The 15,795-nt window shown below is 59.5% G+C and carries 13 protein-coding genes and 10 pseudogenes; 13 read left to right on the forward strand and 10 right to left on the reverse strand.

All coding sequences use genetic code 11. From position 1 onward, the window contains the following. Nucleotides 1–128: 128 nt before the first annotated feature. The 5 genes and pseudogenes from RZR99_RS30885 to hpaC all read right to left on the reverse strand — a co-directional run bounded on the left by RZR99_RS30885 (nucleotide 129) and on the right by hpaC (nucleotide 3,423). Complete coding sequence (locus tag RZR99_RS30885) at nucleotides 129–896, reverse strand: class II aldolase/adducin family protein (protein ID WP_323123546.1); 768 nt, start codon at nucleotides 894–896, stop codon at nucleotides 129–131. A gap of 38 nt (nucleotides 897–934) precedes the next feature. Then, nucleotides 935–1,981 carry a ketopantoate reductase family protein gene (locus RZR99_RS30890; protein ID WP_323123547.1) on the reverse strand — a complete coding sequence of 349 codons (1,047 nt, stop codon included), beginning with the start codon at nucleotides 1,979–1,981 and terminating at the stop codon, nucleotides 935–937. Between the two features lies 1 nt (nucleotide 1,982). Beyond that, nucleotides 1,983–2,704: pseudogene (locus RZR99_RS30895) on the reverse strand (ABC transporter ATP-binding protein). Beyond that, a pseudogene (locus tag RZR99_RS30900) lies at nucleotides 2,705–2,812 on the reverse strand (ABC transporter ATP-binding protein C-terminal domain-containing protein); the annotation flags it as partial. An 86-nt stretch (nucleotides 2,813–2,898) separates the two neighbouring features. Then, on the reverse strand, nucleotides 2,899–3,423 hold the full coding sequence (hpaC, locus tag RZR99_RS30905) for a 4-hydroxyphenylacetate 3-monooxygenase, reductase component (RefSeq protein WP_323123548.1): 525 nt from the start codon (nucleotides 3,421–3,423) through the stop codon (nucleotides 2,899–2,901). A 548-nt stretch (nucleotides 3,424–3,971) separates the two neighbouring features. On the opposite strand from hpaC, the pseudogene RZR99_RS33460 reads away from it, so the two are divergent. The 4 genes and pseudogenes from RZR99_RS33460 to RZR99_RS30920 form a co-directional block, all read left to right on the forward strand. Continuing rightward, nucleotides 3,972–4,112: pseudogene (locus RZR99_RS33460) on the forward strand (porin); the annotation flags it as partial. Nucleotides 4,113–4,136: 24 nt separating this feature from the next. Further along, nucleotides 4,137–4,248, forward strand: a pseudogene (locus tag RZR99_RS33465) (porin); the annotation flags it as partial. 189 nt (nucleotides 4,249–4,437) lie between these two features. Then, nucleotides 4,438–5,106, forward strand: a pseudogene (locus RZR99_RS30915) (porin). A gap of 64 nt (nucleotides 5,107–5,170) precedes the next feature. Beyond that, nucleotides 5,171–5,815: a response regulator transcription factor gene (locus RZR99_RS30920; RefSeq protein ID WP_321783024.1), complete on the forward strand. Its 645-nt coding sequence runs from the start codon at nucleotides 5,171–5,173 to the stop codon at nucleotides 5,813–5,815. A gap of 71 nt (nucleotides 5,816–5,886) precedes the next feature. On the opposite strand, the gene RZR99_RS30925 is transcribed toward RZR99_RS30920, so the two are convergent. The 3 genes from RZR99_RS30925 to RZR99_RS30935 all read right to left on the reverse strand — a co-directional run bounded on the left by RZR99_RS30925 (nucleotide 5,887) and on the right by RZR99_RS30935 (nucleotide 8,621). After that, nucleotides 5,887–6,267: an alpha-hydroxy acid oxidase gene (locus RZR99_RS30925; RefSeq protein ID WP_323123550.1), complete on the reverse strand. Its 381-nt coding sequence runs from the start codon at nucleotides 6,265–6,267 to the stop codon at nucleotides 5,887–5,889. Further along, nucleotides 6,149–6,922 carry an alpha-hydroxy acid oxidase gene (locus RZR99_RS30930; protein WP_323123551.1) on the reverse strand — a complete coding sequence of 258 codons (774 nt, stop codon included), beginning with the start codon at nucleotides 6,920–6,922 and terminating at the stop codon, nucleotides 6,149–6,151. Before RZR99_RS30930 ends, RZR99_RS30925 begins: the two co-directional genes overlap by 119 nt. Before the next feature lie 199 nt (nucleotides 6,923–7,121). After that, the gene (locus RZR99_RS30935) at nucleotides 7,122–8,621 is read right to left on the reverse strand and encodes a sensor histidine kinase (RefSeq protein WP_323123552.1); all 1,500 of its coding nucleotides are present in this window, start codon (nucleotides 8,619–8,621) and stop codon (nucleotides 7,122–7,124) included. A gap of 268 nt (nucleotides 8,622–8,889) precedes the next feature. Between RZR99_RS30935 and RZR99_RS30940 the strand changes: the two genes are divergently transcribed. From RZR99_RS30940 to RZR99_RS30960, 5 genes and pseudogenes are all read left to right on the forward strand, one after another. Further along, complete coding sequence (locus RZR99_RS30940) at nucleotides 8,890–10,086, forward strand: acyl-CoA dehydrogenase family protein (RefSeq protein ID WP_323123553.1); 1,197 nt, start codon at nucleotides 8,890–8,892, stop codon at nucleotides 10,084–10,086. 88 nt (nucleotides 10,087–10,174) lie between these two features. Next, entirely contained in the window at nucleotides 10,175–10,543 is a 369-nt protein-coding gene (locus RZR99_RS30945; protein ID WP_323123554.1) for a hypothetical protein, read from the forward strand. Between the two features lie 54 nt (nucleotides 10,544–10,597). Next, nucleotides 10,598–11,341, forward strand: coding sequence for an SDR family NAD(P)-dependent oxidoreductase (locus RZR99_RS30950; RefSeq protein ID WP_323123555.1), 744 nt, complete (start codon nucleotides 10,598–10,600; stop codon nucleotides 11,339–11,341). Between the two features lie 50 nt (nucleotides 11,342–11,391). Then, nucleotides 11,392–11,547: pseudogene (locus RZR99_RS30955) on the forward strand (IS5/IS1182 family transposase); the annotation flags it as partial. Between the two features lie 694 nt (nucleotides 11,548–12,241). Next, nucleotides 12,242–12,349: pseudogene (locus RZR99_RS30960) on the forward strand (transposase domain-containing protein); the annotation flags it as partial. Between the two features lie 134 nt (nucleotides 12,350–12,483). Here RZR99_RS30960 and RZR99_RS30965 read toward each other — a convergent pair. Next, nucleotides 12,484–12,840 carry a LysR substrate-binding domain-containing protein gene (locus RZR99_RS30965; protein ID WP_323123556.1) on the reverse strand — a complete coding sequence of 119 codons (357 nt, stop codon included), beginning with the start codon at nucleotides 12,838–12,840 and terminating at the stop codon, nucleotides 12,484–12,486. A 28-nt stretch (nucleotides 12,841–12,868) separates the two neighbouring features. Here RZR99_RS30965 and RZR99_RS30970 point away from each other — a divergent pair, with 28 nt between their 5' ends. The 4 genes and pseudogenes from RZR99_RS30970 to RZR99_RS30985 form a co-directional block, all read left to right on the forward strand. Next, complete coding sequence (locus RZR99_RS30970) at nucleotides 12,869–13,255, forward strand: transposase (RefSeq protein ID WP_323123557.1); 387 nt, start codon at nucleotides 12,869–12,871, stop codon at nucleotides 13,253–13,255. Further along, the gene (gene tnpB / locus RZR99_RS30975; RefSeq protein ID WP_323123559.1) at nucleotides 13,243–13,587 is read left to right on the forward strand and encodes an IS66 family insertion sequence element accessory protein TnpB; all 345 of its coding nucleotides are present in this window, start codon (nucleotides 13,243–13,245) and stop codon (nucleotides 13,585–13,587) included. The genes RZR99_RS30970 and tnpB overlap by 13 nt, the downstream gene beginning before the upstream one ends. 63 nt (nucleotides 13,588–13,650) lie before the next feature. Further along, nucleotides 13,651–15,196 (forward strand): annotated as a pseudogene (tnpC, locus tag RZR99_RS30980) (IS66 family transposase). A 30-nt stretch (nucleotides 15,197–15,226) separates the two neighbouring features. Next, nucleotides 15,227–15,343 (forward strand): annotated as a pseudogene (locus tag RZR99_RS30985) (IS6 family transposase); the annotation flags it as partial. Nucleotides 15,344–15,419: 76 nt separating this feature from the next. Here the strand turns inward: RZR99_RS30985 and RZR99_RS30990 are convergent. Further along, nucleotides 15,420–15,795 (reverse strand): annotated as a pseudogene (locus RZR99_RS30990) (hypothetical protein); the annotation flags it as partial.

Raw genomic sequence — 15,795 nt, forward strand, 5'->3', positions numbered from 1 at the left:
TTGTTCCGATGCCTGAGGTTAACAGCTAGCCGCGAAAGTTAACAGCCCCTCCGGGCCTTTTTGAAACCGTCTCTTAGGCAGCTTGATTCTGCTTGTGACTGGCCCTTCCACCGAGCAGAGCAATACCGTCACCTCCGCGGACCGTTCCGCACCTTCCTCACCATCGCATCGAACAGCTTGATCGCGAACCGATCGTCGTGGATCAGTTGCGCCGCCAGTTCCGAACAACGCTCCTTGATGGCATCCGCCAGCGGCACATCATTGCCGCGCAGCACCGCAGCTTGGCACTGAATCTCAGCCGCGCGCTGTGCGGTCCACAGCAGCATGAAGGTGCCCGGAATATCCTTCTCGCAAACGGCGATGCCGTGATTGCGTAGCACCAGCACATGCTTGTCGCCGAGGCTCGCGAGCATCCGTGTTTTCTCGTCAGCAAACAGCGTGATGCCTTCGAACGTGTGATAGGCCACGCGCCCAAACAACTGCGCCCCGTAGAAGTCGTCGTAGCGAAAGCCTTCTTCCTTCAATGCGATCGCCGAAATCGGCGTCGTATGCGTATGGACGATGCAATGCACGTCTTCCCGCGAGCCATGAATCGCGCTATGTAACGCGAACCCGGCGGGATTGCCGGGATACGGAGACGGATCGACGAGATGCCCCTCATGGTCGACCTTCAACAGGTTCTCCGGCGTCACTTCGTAGTAGTTCAGACCGAAAGGATTGACCAGGTAATGAGCGTCTGCCCCCGGCAAGCGTGCCGAGATATGGTTGAAGATCATTTCCGTCCAGCCCATGTAATCGACCAGATGATAGAACTCCGTCAGCTGAATGCGCAGCGCCCATTCGGCATCGTCGATGTGAGCCGGCTTGCGCCTCTCTGAAAGGATGGCGTATGTCATGACTGTTTCCCGTAAAAAACCAAAGTTGTATCGCACACCTAGCGAAGCCCGCGTTGCGCCGTTCGATAGCGTGTGAGCGCGAGAATCGCGCGGGTAGTCGGCATCGGAATGCCGTACCGGTCGGCAAGCTCGAGCACCGCGTCGCCAATCGCCGCCAGTTCCAGACGCTGTCCCTTCTCGTAGTCCTGTAGCATCGATGTGCGGAATGCCCCCATCTTTTCCCCCTGGACGAGCAATGCGTCCTGATTCAGTGCGATGCTTGCGCCGTAGCGCTCTGCCACGCTCATCACCTCACCCATCATGTCGACCACCACTTCGCGCAACTCCGCTGCGCCATAGATGTCCTGCAAGGTTCCACCTGTAACGACGGAGAGCGGATTGGACGTGAGATTGGCAATCAGCTTGGTCCACACGTCATCGCGAATGCGCCTGCTGGCGCACGCCTCGATGCCTGAGTCCGAGAGCAGCGCGCAGACCTGCTGCAGACGTACGCTCGGACGGTTGTCCAGTTCGCCCAGAATCATCCGGTGCGGATTGGTTGCGACAACACGCCCGGGTTCGCGCACCTCGGCGGTGATATACACGACACACCCGAGGATCTGCCGTGACGGCAGCATCGCAGCGAGACTGCCGTCCGGGTCCACGGCTTGTACCGATTCGTAGTCGAGGCCACTACCGGCGCCGCCGCGCTCACGACCGCCCTCGCCGCCGAAATACCACCACGGCACACCGTTAACCGCCGGAACGACTAACGTCTCTTTTCCGAGCATCGGCTTGATGGACACCAGCAAACCCGATAGCGCGTGAGCTTTCGCACACACGAATACAATTTCCTGTATACCGAAATCGTCAACTCGATCACTGGCAGGTACATTCACCCGGATCGAGCCGGACAGATCATCCAGTTCGATCCCTCGTCGGCTGATGGCCTCAAGTGTCGCACCCCGCGCAAACACGCTGACCGCCCGACCGCTGGCGGCGAGCCGCGCTGCCAGGGTGCTGCCGATCGCGCCAGCACCCGCCACACAGATCTTCGGGCCCGACGGAATGCCGCCGCGATGATCTTGTTCTTCCGTCCGATCCATCTCAAGACAATCCCAAGTAAACGTCGACGATCCGCGAGCCCCCGGCGATCTCGTCCGCCGGTCCTTCCATCGTCAACGCGCCGGTTTCCAGCACGTACGCGTAGTCCGCGACCTTCAGTGCGGCACGCGCGCTCTGCTCGATCAGCAGGATCAACACGCCGCGCTCGCGTAGCGCGGCGACGATACGGAACATTTCACGCACGATCAGCGGTGCCAGACCCAGACTCGGTTCATCGAACATCAGCAGCCTGGGCTGCGCCATCAACGCGCGTCCGACTGCAAGCATCTGGCGCTCGCCGCCGGACAGCGTGCCCGCGGCCTGGTTGCGACGCTGCCGCAAGCGTGGAAATAGTTCGTAGACCTCCTGCATCGTCTGCGGATGATCGCGATGGCCTTTGCGAATCCGACTGAACGCGCCTAGCAACAGGTTGTCCTCCACCGGCATTTCGGCGAAAACTCGCGCTTTTCGGGCACGAGATTCATACCAGCCGCTACCCTGTCCTCGATCAGCGCATGCGGGTGATGACGGCCGCAGAATATGATCTCGCCCTCCGACGGCAGCACACCCATGAGTGCCGACAGCAGTGTGGTCTTGCCCGCGCCGTTCGGTCCGATCATGGTCACGATCTACCCTTCGCCCACCCGTAGACTGACGTCCGACAGCGCGCGCACCTTGCCATATGAGGCCGACAGGTTGCGTACCTCCAGCAGTTCTCCGACCATTCATTCCTCCCCGCCCAGATAGGCCTCGAGTACCGCTGGATGCTTTTGCACCTCGGCCGGCAGACCTTCAGCGATCTTCTTGCCAAAATCCATCACCACCACGCGATCGAGCGCCACCGTCGAAATTTTCTTCAACAACATTGCAAACTCCCAAGGACAGGTTAGCGAATACCAGTGAGTCAATTAAGGATCGGCTATGAATTCGGTTCGGCGGTTTCGCGCACGCAACGCAGCCGATGAAACTGTCGGCCGTAGTAGACCAGTGCTTCGGCGTCTTCTCGAACCTTGATGTCGACCAGTTCGACAAAAATGACAGAATGCGAACCCACCTGCTTGGAATCGGTGATCTTCCCCTGAAAGCTAACAAGCGCATTACGAAGCACCGGCAGGTCCTGCTGCCCCAGATCCCAGATCGACCACTCGAAGCGAGTACTCATCGCAACACCAGTCATGCCGGAGAAGTGCCTGGCTAGTTCGACGTGTTCACCTTCCAGCACGTTGACGCACAACATCCCGTTAGCCACAAACACGTCATGCATTGCGCTTGATCGGTTCAGGCATACCAGCAATGTCGGCGGCGAATCAGTGACCGAGCAGACGGCGCTGGCCGTCACGCCACACCGGCCGCCATGACCATCGGTAGTGACGACGCTCACGGCGGCGGACAAATGCGCCATCGCTTCTCGAAAGGACTTCTGGGGGTCGTTGGTGCGTTGCATAGCCTTATCGGACAAAACTGAGCGGCACGCATCGGATGCGCCGACTCGTTAAACGGTGAAGGCAGTCTAAGAGAACTCTTTTTTGACGGTAACCCAACAAAACCACCTTCCAACCTAGGAAAATCTTTAGTCGGCTGCCGAGTCGGAAACGGGGTTCGTGTAATGAATGGACGCGTTCTGCACTCCATCGCTGACGCAGTTACTCCAGTGAAGATTCAGTACAAACCTAAAGATTCTGCTGCAGCGACAAGTGCATTCCTTGGCTTACCGCCCAAAAAGCGATCACCTAGACTGCGCTCGTCGTCGGGACATTTCAGAGTGCCGGAGTTGGTACCGGCGGCGCCAGCCCCATCGCCCCAGTCTTCCTGTGCCTTACGCAGTCCAGCGAATTCACTGCGGCATGGTCGTTTTTCGAATGACACGATTGCCAGTCTTTGGGAAAGGCCTCCACTTCCCTTGTAGATATGGACTACGAATCATGTCATCGGATACTGACTTCCAAGACCACGAGACACGTAACGGACCTTCACTCCAGGGGAACTAACAGCATGACCAAGCGAATCATTCTCACTTCGGCATTGACGTTGTGCGCAACGCCAGTCCTTGCTCAATCGAGCATCACCCTGTATGGCCGGATCGACACATCGATCGAATATTCGAACTTCGGCCCCAATCACGTGGTCCACATGGGAAGCGGCGACATAGCCGCCACCTCATGGGGACTTAAGGGCGTCGAGGACCTGGGGGAGGACTACGTGCCGTTTTCAAGCTCGAAAATGGTTTCAATTCCTTGAATGGCACTGGGGGCAGAACGGCGCACTATTTGCGCCGCGAATCATAGGTCGGTCTCGCAGGATCGTTCGGCACGTTTCAGGCCGACGTCAACTACACCCCGATTCGCACGATTCTCGTCACGTATTCGCTGCCCGCGTACGGCGCGGGTCTGGGCTGGGGCAATGCTGCTGACAATTTCGTCATGGACCTTCACTGCGCGTGAGTAACTCGTTGCGTTATGTGTCGCCGCGCATAGGCGGGTTCCTCGTTTGTGCACTGGTGGCCAGGGGCAACAACGGCTCGTCGAACAGCGCCCCGGTATCGCTTGGCGATACCTACAGCGAAGGCGTCAACTACGTGTACAACAATTTGTCTGTAGATATCGGCTATCAGCTTCAACGCTTCAGTCCGGTCAAGACGCTCACCGCAAGTAGCCCGGTGGAAGGCGGCAATTCCGCACTTGCCGGCGTGTCGTACAACTTCGGCTTCGTAAAACCGGTCTTCGTTTATGTGAGGCACCGCGGCGGCTAGGATGTCCCCAATATGGCCGGCTCGACCTACGCGAATCCGCATTCCGACTTTTTCGAAGCAAGCGACGAAGTACCGATCAGCGTCGGCAAACTACTGCTCAGCTACGGCCACTATCGCAAGATTGCCAATAGCGATGGCAACGCCGATTCGTTCGGTATCCGTTACGACTATCCGTTGTCGAAGCGCACCATCGTATATATGGGCGCCGCCGAGGTTCGCAACGGCGACGCCGCAACGTTCTCGCTGAACAATGCGGGCGGTCCCGCTGCGATCGCCATCCCCAAGCCGGGCCAGAATTCGAACTCGGTCGTGATCGGCTGTTGCACATGTTCTAGACACGGAATCGCTTACCGCAATTTTTTTGAACCGCTACAATGACAGCTGACCGGCTCGATGTTCCGGGGCGGCCAGCTATTCTCATTGCAGAGAGCCGAAGCACGCTATGGACGCACCGACCCAGTCCCCCATTGTGTACGTCGTCGATGACGACGAGGATATGCGTACGTCGCTTTCCTGGCTGCTCGCCTCGGTGAAGATTCAGACCCGTTGTTTTCAGGGTCCAGTGGAGTTCCTGGAGCAATTCGATCCCGGCGTACCGGGTTGCTTGGTGCTGGATGTGCGCATGCCTGGGGTCAGCGGCTTCGATCTGCAAGCTGAACTCAACCGTCGAGGTGTCTCGCTGCCGATCATTTTCGTTTCAGGTCATGGCGATATCCCGATGTCGGTACGTGCCCTGCAGAACGGCGCGATCGATTTCGTCGAGAAGCCCTACAACTCGCAGCAGATGCTCGACCGCGTCCAGAATGCGATGAAGATCGCTAGCGAAACGCATCGAGCGAATCAGCACCTCCAGGCGTTGATCCAGCGCATCCGTGCGCTTACGCCGCGTGAGCAGGAAGTACTGAACGGCGTGATCGAAGGAAAAGCGAGCAAGCTGATTGCGCGTGAGCTGGGTATCAGCGCAAAAACCGTCGACGTCTATCGCGCGAGCATCAAGGAGAAACTCGGCGCGACCTCTTTTGCGAGCTTGCTCAAGGACGTGATCGAAGCGCGGCATGCAATGGCCACGACCCACCCGCGCGGCTAGACTTCAAGGGCAGACAATCAGCCGGCCACTTCCACTGATCGATCTGCCCCAAATGAGCGCGCAGTCGAGCATCACGCCGCGCGCAAAAATTGCGGCCCTAACGCCTCGATCAAGGGACAACCAAGCTGCCCCAGCGTACGGTCAATTTCAGCACCCAGCAAGGATAGCGCATGCAGCGCACCCTGCTCTCCGCCCGCCGCGACACCGTAAAGCACCGGTCGGCCGGTCATAACCGCGTGCGCGCCAAGTGCGAGTGCCTTCACCACATCGGTACCGCGGCGAAAACCACTATCCACGATCACGGTCGCACGTCCCGCGCAGACGCGAACGATCTCAGCGAGCACGTCGATCGACGGCACGGTGCCGTCGAGCTGACGGCCACCGTGATTGGTAACGCCCAACCCTTCTGCACCCGCCTGAATGGCGCGGGTGGCGTCCTCGGCATCCAGCACGCCCTTCGATCAGCGTGCCCTTCCAGCGTTCGCGCAGCCATGCCACCTCGTCCCACGTGATCGAGGCATCCATCTGGCTCGCCATATAGCCCATGCCGCTACGCACGCTTTGCTGACCGGCCGGCAGATATTCGGCAAGGTTTGCAAATGTCGGTGCACCGTTTGGCATCAGCACATTTCCGATCCAGCGCGGGTGACACAGCACGTCGACCCGATTGCGCCAGTTCAATTTCATCGGCGCACGAAACGGCCGCTGCGCCCATTCCCGATTGCCAAGATGGGTTGCGTCCGTGGTCAGCACCAGCGTGTCGTAGCCCGCCTGAGCCGCGCGATACATCAACCCTGCGGTCACCGCGCGATCCTTCAGCATGTAGAGCTGCATCCAGACGCGTCCGCCCGCGTCGCGCGCCAGTTCGTTGACGCGCATGTTCGACATCGTGCTGAGCGTGAACGGGATGCCCGTCTGCGCCGCAGCGCGCGCGAGCGATAGATCCGCGTGACGGTGGTAGATACCGTTGAAACCGGTAGGCGCGACGATCAACGGCAACGCGACGCGCTTGCCGAACAGCGTGCTCGACAGGTCCCGGCGCTGCGTGTCGACGAGTGCCTTCGGCACGAAGCGCCAGCGCTCGAATGCGCTTCGGTTGGCCCGCATCGTCACCTCGTCCTATGCGCCGCCATCCAGATATTCGAACGCGAAATTCGGCAGCCGGCGCCGAGCCAGCATCCGGAGTTCCTCGACATTGCAAGCGTGGTGAAATCGAGCGGGAACGGACAGACGTCTTTTCATTAGTGTTTGAGGTGTGGACTAGGTATGAATGAATTGCGGCGGTTAACTCGCGGCCCACTGCGAGTCATCCATCCCGCTCTTCCAGCGGAAGCGTGAAGCAGAAGGACGTGCCGCGGCCCGGATTGGCTTCGGCCCAGACATCGCCACCATGCCGGAAAACGATGTTCTTGCAGAGCGACAGTCCGATACCGTTACCCCCGAGCTTCGACGTGAAGAAACCGTCGAATACCTTCTGATGCTGGCCGAGATCGATTCCGACACCGGTATCCGACACGCGTAGCACTACCCGACCGCGCTCCGAACACGTCCCGATGGTCAGGAAACGCGATGTCTCGGGCACGTCGAGCATGGCCTCGACCGCATTGAAGGCGAAATTGAGGATCACCTGCCCGATCAGGATCTTTTCGCAGCGGACCCGTATCGGGCGATCGCTAAGCGCGAGTTCGAATGCCACGCCAACCTCGCGCGCCTTCAGTGCGATGAAATATTCGACATCGTGCACGATGTCGTTCAGGTCGATCGACTCTTCAACCTGCTCGAGCTTCACTACGTAATCACGCACGCTCTTGATGATGATCGATGCGCGCTCGACCTGCTTAAGCACGCTCTCCAGCCCCCACATCACTCCGTCCGGTGTAACGGGCGACTCGTTGAGTCGCATCATGCCGCCCTCGAGAAAATTACGCGCCGACGCAAGTGGCTGACTGAGTTCGTGCGAGAGCGTCATGGCCATCTCACCCATCGCGTTGTAGCGTGCGAGGTATTCGAGCTTGCGTTCGCTTGCTCGACGCATTTCCTCAGCCTCGACTTGAGGCGTCACATCGCGAAAATGCAGCAGGATGCCGGTCAGATCGTCTTCCAGTTCGACATGGCGGCAAAATGCGTCATGCCAGCGCAGCGATCCGTCACCATTTCTGATCCGGTAGCGAAACGAAGTCGGCTCGTGACGCAGCTCCGCTTCGGCGAGCTGTGCAAGCACGACCCGCCGGGATGCGCCATCGCATAACGCGGTGAAATTGATCAGCGTCGACGCATCGGCCTGCAAGCCAAGCAGCCGGCATGACGACTCACTCAGATACTTGATCTCGCCGTTTGCTGACAACACTGCAATACCTTCGCTCAAGTCGTGCATGAACTCCCTGAGGCGGGTCTCAAATCGCTTCAGATCCTTCTTGATCCGTTCCTCGGCGGCAATATCCCTGAACTGGACCATCAGCACGTCGCGATCGTGCAGCTTGACACATGTCGCTACCGCTTCTGACAGGATCTCCGTGCCGTCTTTCGCGCGATAACACCATTCGATAATGCTCTCGCCGTTCTCCGCTGCATCCTTCAGCCACTGCAAGCCGATCTCATGTCGGTACTTCTCCGCGTTGCGGCTCATATCGGGCGCCTTGAGCGGTCGCAATTCCTCGACGGTGAAGCCTAGTGCATTGCATGCGGCGGCATTGGCCCAAAGAATGGCCTTGGTCTTAGCGTCGTGCAGGATCATGCACGTCTTCAGCGATTGAAGAAGTGCAAGGCGATCGGCATCCAACAGTTCGAATCCGGGGGACGTTTCCATTCGCTCAGACCCAACGATGAAGTGTGACGGCCGTGCAACAAAGGCCTGATCACAGCTTAGCGCATCATCAATTTTGACTCCTAGAGTCGAAAAGGGGTCTCGCTCCAAAGGTTTCTTTATTGGCCTCCGGTTCACTACCTAAGCATTCCGGCCGCACACCAATTGAAACGAAGTTTTGACGTTTTTAGACTTGTCGACAAATCACATGCCGATCTGACAAGCCGGCATGCGCACGTCTCACGAACCGTTTCCAGGGAGAACGCAAGTCATGCCAGCCATCACGAATACCGCCGACCCGGCAGCACATCCCGGTTCAGCCGCCAGTAGCCAGGCGTCGGCTGGTACTCCGGAGCGTTTACCGCTCGACGCAGTGATCGCAGAAATCGAACTGCGCCGTGACGAATTCGATCGCCTGTCGCATGTACCCCGTGATGCGATCGCGATGTTCAAGCAAGCAGGCATCTACCGTGCGGGCACGCCGCGACGTTTCGGTGGCGACGCATTGCCGCCGGCGGACTTCCTACGCATGATCGAACGGATCGCGGAGGCTGACGGTTCGAGCGCGTGGGTCGCGAGCTTCGGGTCTGCAAACGTCTACCTCGCAGCGTTGCCGCTGGCAACCCAGGCGCAACTTTATGCGAGCGGGCCCGACCAGGTGTTTGCGGGTGGCCTGTTTCCGCTGCAACCTTCGACTCCAGTCGACGGCGGCTGGCAGGTCAATGGCACATGGAAATTCGCAAGCGGGTGCAAAGGAGCCGACTGGCTCGGCGTCGGCATCGGCACCGGCGCACCCGGTTCCAGCCTGCCGCGCACTGCCGTGTTCGAAGCCGGGCAAATCGAGATCGTCGAAAACTGGAATGTCGTCGGCATGCAGGGCACCGGCAGCCATGATCTGCGCGTAACCGATCAGTTTGTGCCGGACGAGTGGACCTTCGTGCGCGGCGGCAAACCGACCGTCGACGAGCCACTCTACCGTTACCCGACGATTGCCTACGCCGCACAAGTACTCGCCGTTGTCAACCTCGGGCTGGCGAGGGCTGCACTCGACGTCGTCAACCAGATGTCCGGCGGTAAGAAGACCACCACCGGTGCGCCGAAGATGGCTGATCGTGCGTATTTCCGCATTGCGCTGGCGAAGGCCGAGGCGCAACTGCGCTCGGCCCGGGCGTTCTTCTATGATGCGACCGAAACGGTCTGGGATTCGATCGTTGCGGGCAATCCTGTCACGCCCGAACAGGTGAGCCTGCTGCGCCTGTCCGCCACGCAGATCGCGTATGTCGGTGCAGACGTGGTTCAGCATGCCTATCGTCTCGGCGGCACGCTGGCGATCTATCGGAGTCATCCGTTGCAACGGATGGTCCGCGATTCGATGGTGGTCACTCAGCATGCGTTCCTTGCGGAAGGCAACTACGACGGTGCAGGGGCCGTGTTCGTCGGCGTACCGCCGATTCCCGGATATCTGTAACTGCATCGAACACGACATCATTTCCGCGTCGAGCACCGTGTCATCGAGTGCGCGGCGTTCTTCATTTTCTCCTGAGGAGTTAAGTTTCATGTCCGACCCTACATCCTTTCCGCTGCGCGTGCTGTTCTGCTGCGGTGTAACGCAAAATTTCTTCGATCTGCCGCGCGACGGCATTGCCGAAGTATGGCGTGCCTACGGCACGATGCTGAAAATCGTCGAAGCGATGGAGTGCGTCAGGGTCCTCGGCATCATGGACGACGATCGGCTGGCAGTTGGAAGTTCCGACAACGCACCGTGGACGTTTTACATCATGGCAGACGTCGTCGATCTCGATGCGGTGGTCGCCGTCTGCAACCTCTATCGCACTACGCCGGTTGGCGAATACAACCTTTGGCGCTATGGCAAGATCGAAGCGCGTGTGGGCCGCGCACTGGTAGTTCCCGCTAACGCCCAGTAAAACTGGCGCGGGGCCCACATGCTCACAGACTTCCTGTAATGAAAGGATCAAAACATGTCTGATCGAATCGTGCTGGTAACAGGCGCTGCGCGAGGCCTTGGCGCCGTCGTCGCCGCCCGTTTTCATGCGGCGGGATACCGCGTGGCACTCGGCGACATCGACGTCAATATCGCACAGCAGACTGCCACGGCGTTAAGCGCTGACGGTTCAACCGCATTTGCGCTGCCGCTCGACGTAACGTCGAAAGAAGCCTTCGAGCGTGCACGCGATACGCTGTTGGAGCGCTGGGGACATATCGATGCACTGGTGAACAACGCGGGCGCCTCGAAAGTCATACCGGTAATGGAGATTACCGCCGCTCAGTTTGACGAAGTGATCAACGTCAACCTGCGCAGCGTTCTGTTCGGCTGCCAGGTATTCGGCCAATATTTTGCAGACCGGAAGGCGGGCCGGATCGTCAACATCGCTTCACTGGCGGGACAAAACGGCGGCTCTGCGACGGGTGCGCACTACGCAGCGGCAAAGGGCGGCGTGATCACCCTGACCAAGGTGTTCGCGCGCGACCTCGCCGAAGCCGGCGTAACCGTGAATGCGATTTCTCCCGGCCCACTCGATCTGCCCATCGTTCATCAGAGCGTGCCCGCGGACAGGTTACAGGCGGTCATCGCCAATATTCCAGTCGGCAAGCTAGGTTCGGCCAACTACGTGGCCGATGTCGCCACACTGCTTGCCGCAGAAAATGCTTATTTTGCGAATGGCGCGTGTTGGGATATCAATGGCGGCCTGTTCATGCGCTAGTTGACCGCCGCCGTGGGAAGCCATACTAGCAAACCCAACGATGACTGCGCGCCGGTTGCTTTGAGGCGATGACGGACAATCTGCGCTCGATCATTCGTATCGCACAGGGACGTCAGGGCCAACCCAGCGCGGTGATTCTCGATGGGCGGACGCTGCAATCGACTTGCGAGAGCGGTGCGTACGCGGGATATGATGGCTACAAACGGCTTTGTCACGTTAACGCCTGGTTCGGTTAGGATGGAGAGATGAAAAAGTCGAAATCGCTCTATCACGGGCATCGATTCCCGGCATCAGCCATGCGGTTCGCTAGTACTAACGTCAGCATCACAGACGCTCCCTCCGGTTTGCCAAACTCGAGCATCCGTTCGATTTACGAACGCCCCACGTTCGACGCCGACTATGCTCGCTTGCTGAACCAGCACTGGCTGGCCTGTGAACGCTGGCGACATCAATCTCAGGAAGATTCAAGAACGTTTCGAAGTGGAACGTATGATAATAATGGATAAAATCATCATCATGCCGCAACCCCCCCGGTCTCAGCCGCGCCATGACAGAGGATCCGACCATCGATGTTTATCCGTGAACAATGGGCTTGAACAGGGGCGCGACGTCAAACTGTTGCGCCTCGAACCCGCACTAGGTATATGCTGTACCCATCAGGTAGTAATCGACGTATTTCATGCCGAGGGCAGTATACCGGCGCCACTGCTCGAGAAACTGACCTACGATGGGCGTCGAACGCTGTTGCGGTGGCTCGCCGTGTATCGAGAAAACCATACATCCGCGAAATGACAATTTCCCGTTCATTTTGCCCATATCGGGCAGGAAGTTGAAGTCCACTATCGCTGGCATCCGTTGTGTGGGTGTCGCGTCAAGGTTAGAGACATCGAGCGTCGCGGCGTAGGGTCGCGCAAGCTCAATGGTATCAACCCGCGCACCTACCTCGAATACGTGCTCACGCACATCGCCGATCACAAAGTCAATCGCATCGACGAATTGCTGCCCTGAAACGTCGCCAAGCTGCTGCCCGCGGTCACGGCACTGCAAACTGATCCTGTCTACCCGCGGCAGGCATAGCCTGCCGCGCTCCGTGTCGCATGTCCAGAAAATTTTAGACGACCCTCACGCTACGCTTACGGACATCATGTGGTTCGAGTCAGAAAGTCGCGCATGAAATCAACAAAATTCCGAACTTTCACCGAAACATGCGCAGTGTTCGGAAAAACAGCGTAGACCCCTTGCTGCGGCAGCGAATATCCTGGCACGAGCTGGATCAAGCGCCCTTCGCGCAAATCGTTCTCTAGAAGCCAGTCGGGAAGGATCGCAGCGCCGCATCCTGCAAGCACCAACGTTCGTATGGCAACCGCAGTATCCGCCTCAAGCATCCCTTTGGAATGCAGCGTTTGCGTTGCCTTACCGGTTCGTTTCTCGGTCCATGTGTAAGCGCCTGGCGAAGTCATCTTGATTGGTGATTCGGAGAGGTCGAGGATCGTGTCCATCTAAATTTTGAATGGACAGATGTACACGATGGACGAGACCAAAGCGGAGCAAGACGCGGTGCAGCCGACACGGCGTCGTCGGCACAGCAAGGAGTTCAAGGAGAAGGTGATCCGCGCGGCGATGCAACCGAATGTGTCGATTGCGGCGGTGGCGCTGCACTACCGCCTGAACGCCAACATGTTGCGAAGCTGGGTTGCCGGACAAGAAGAGCGAGATGCTGCAGACGTTGCCCGGCAATCAATGAGCGTCGTGGAAGCGGAGTTTGTCCCGCTGCAATTGGAAACACCCGACGTCACACCGGGTTCGACGCAGATTCAGATCGAGGTTCGCCGCGGTGCTGCGACGGTCACGGTACGCTGGCCCCTGTCAGCCGCGAGCGATTGTGCGCTGTGGCTGCAAGGATGGCTGCGTTAATTTGGATCGACGCGATTTGGCTCGCGACAGAATCGGTCGACATGCGCGCTGGCGTTGATACTTTGCTGGCGCGCGTGGTCAAGGTGTTCGGCGCGGTGCGGCCTCACCATGCATACCTGTTCGCCAACCGGTATTCGACGCGGATGAAGGTGCTGGTCTACGACGGATTGGGCGTATGGCTCGCCGCGCGTCGTCGGAACAAGGGGCGATTCGTCTGGACCAACGGTGAGCAGGCGGTCGCGATGTCGCTGAATCCGGATCAGCTGCGCGCGTTGGTGGCGGGCTTGCCATGGCGAACGCTCACGCCGGACCATGCGATCACCGTTCTATGATGCCGTGCCGGACGTAAGCGGTTCAGCTTCCGTATCCGGTTGGGGTCTAGCAGACTGGCCGCCATGAACTTGCCATCCGACCTCGACGCCCTCAGTCCCGAACAGCTCCGCACGTTGGCTGCGGGGCTGATCGTCGAGGTCCGGGAGAAGGAACGCGAAGTTGGTGAGAAGGAGCGGGAGCTGCGGTATCGGCAAACGCGGATCGACCAGCTTACGCACGAGCTGTCGATCATCAAGCGGCAGCAGTTCGGCAAGCGCAGCGAGCAGCTCAACAAAGAGCAAATGAGCTTGCTCGACGAAGCGATCGACGCCGATCTGGCGGCGATTGAGACCGCGCTCGAAGCGCCGCAACCGCAGAAGCGGGCCAGCCAGGCGCGTCAGCAACCGAAACGCGTCCCGCTGCCGCCGCAGTTTCCGCGCACCGACATCCATCATGAACCGGACAACACGACCTGCGCGTGTGGTTGCCAGCGAGTACGCATCGGCGAGGACGTCAGCGAGAAGCTGAACTATACGCCCGGCGTGTTCACGGTCGAGCGGCATATCCGCGGTAAGCGGGTGTGCAAGGCCTGCGAGACGTTGGTACAGGCGGCGGTTCCGCCGCAGGTGATCGACAAGGGCATCCCGACCGCTGCGCTGCTCGCGTGGGTGCTGGTGGCGAAGTACGCTGACCACTTGCCGCTCTATCGACTGGAACGCATCTTTGCACGTGCGGGTCTGGCGATTCCGCAATCAACGCTTGGTGCTTGGGTCGGGGTATGCGGCGTGCGATTGCAGCCGCTGGTCGACGCGTTACAGTAGGAACTGTTGCAGCAATACGTGTTGCACGCCGACGAGACACCAGTACAGATGCTCGCGCCAGGCAAGGGCAAGACTCATCGCGCTTACCTGTGGGCGTACAGCATTCACCGAGTTGAGGGCGGTAATTTACGACTTCGCCGACAGCCGCGCCGGCGAACATGCGCGCACCTTCCTCGGCGATTGGCGTGGCAAGCTGGTGTGCGATGACTACGGCGGTTACAAGGCCGGCTTCGAAAACGGGATCACCGAGATCGGATGCCTTGCCCATGCTCGCCGGAAGTTCTTCGATCTGCACGTCAAGCACCAAAGCGAACTGGCCGAGCCGGCGTTGCGGTACTGCGGCGCGCTGTACGAAGTGGAACGTGACGTAGCGGAGCTTGACCCCGACCGGAGACGCATCGTGCGCCAGGAACGAGCTCGGCCGATCGCCGATGCCTTCCATGCCTGGCTGCTCGAGCAACGACAACGCGTCGCCGAGGGTTCAGCGATCGCCAAGGCGCTCGACTACAGCCTGAAACGCTGGGAGGCGCTGACGCGCTATCTCGACGATGGGCATCTGCCTGCGGACAACAATTGGGTGGGAAACCAGGTCCGTCCATGGGCTGTCGGCAGGTCGAACTGGCTGTTCGCCGGATCGCTGCGCGCGGGCAAGCGTGCGGCCGCGATCATGACGTTGATCCGCTCGGCACAGCTAAACGGTCACGATCCGCTGGCCTACCTGACAGACGTCTTGACCCGGTTGCCGACTCACCGTGCCGACGACATCGCCGTGCTGCTACCCCATCGCTGGGCACCAATCACCGCTTGACCTTTCAACGGTCGCCGCCGTCAAGATGCCTTCGCCGGGTGCTTACATTTGCTACGCGCGTCGCTCTATCGCAAGCAGCTCGCGACACGCTTCGAAACCCGGCGACTTCTCACCGGCATGACCCAAGATCCGTCTTTCGCTGCCTGAGCAACCGGCTGAACACCACCGGTTTATCCCGCCATCGCCAACGTGACAATGCCGCTTGGACACGTCCTCGCCGGCCTTAACGTGCAGAATTTTCCGTTTTCTGAAGCGCCTCTATCACGACCTCCTCGTCGCGCCGGGCGACGGGGCTCTCGCCCAGCGTCTCGCCCACGTAGGCCACCACCTCCTTCATGCACTGATCGGGATCCATGAACAGGTGGTTGCCGTTGAAACGCCGGAATGCGAAACCCGCATCGCCGAGCCCCTGCCAGGCCTGCACATCGCGCTCGGGCACCTGGATGTCGCGGCTGCCGTGCAGCGCGGAGATCGGTACCGGCAGCGGCGCGACGCGTTGTATGCGGAAGGCGTCGACCATCTCGAAAGTGGCGACCAACGACGGCAGTTGCGCGTGGATCAGGTCGCGACTGAAGTCGAACAGTCCCGCCTGGCGCATC

It is taken from the genome of Burkholderia alba, from assembly GCF_034721475.1.
GTDB classification, from domain to species: Bacteria; Pseudomonadota; Gammaproteobacteria; order Burkholderiales; family Burkholderiaceae; genus Burkholderia; species Burkholderia alba.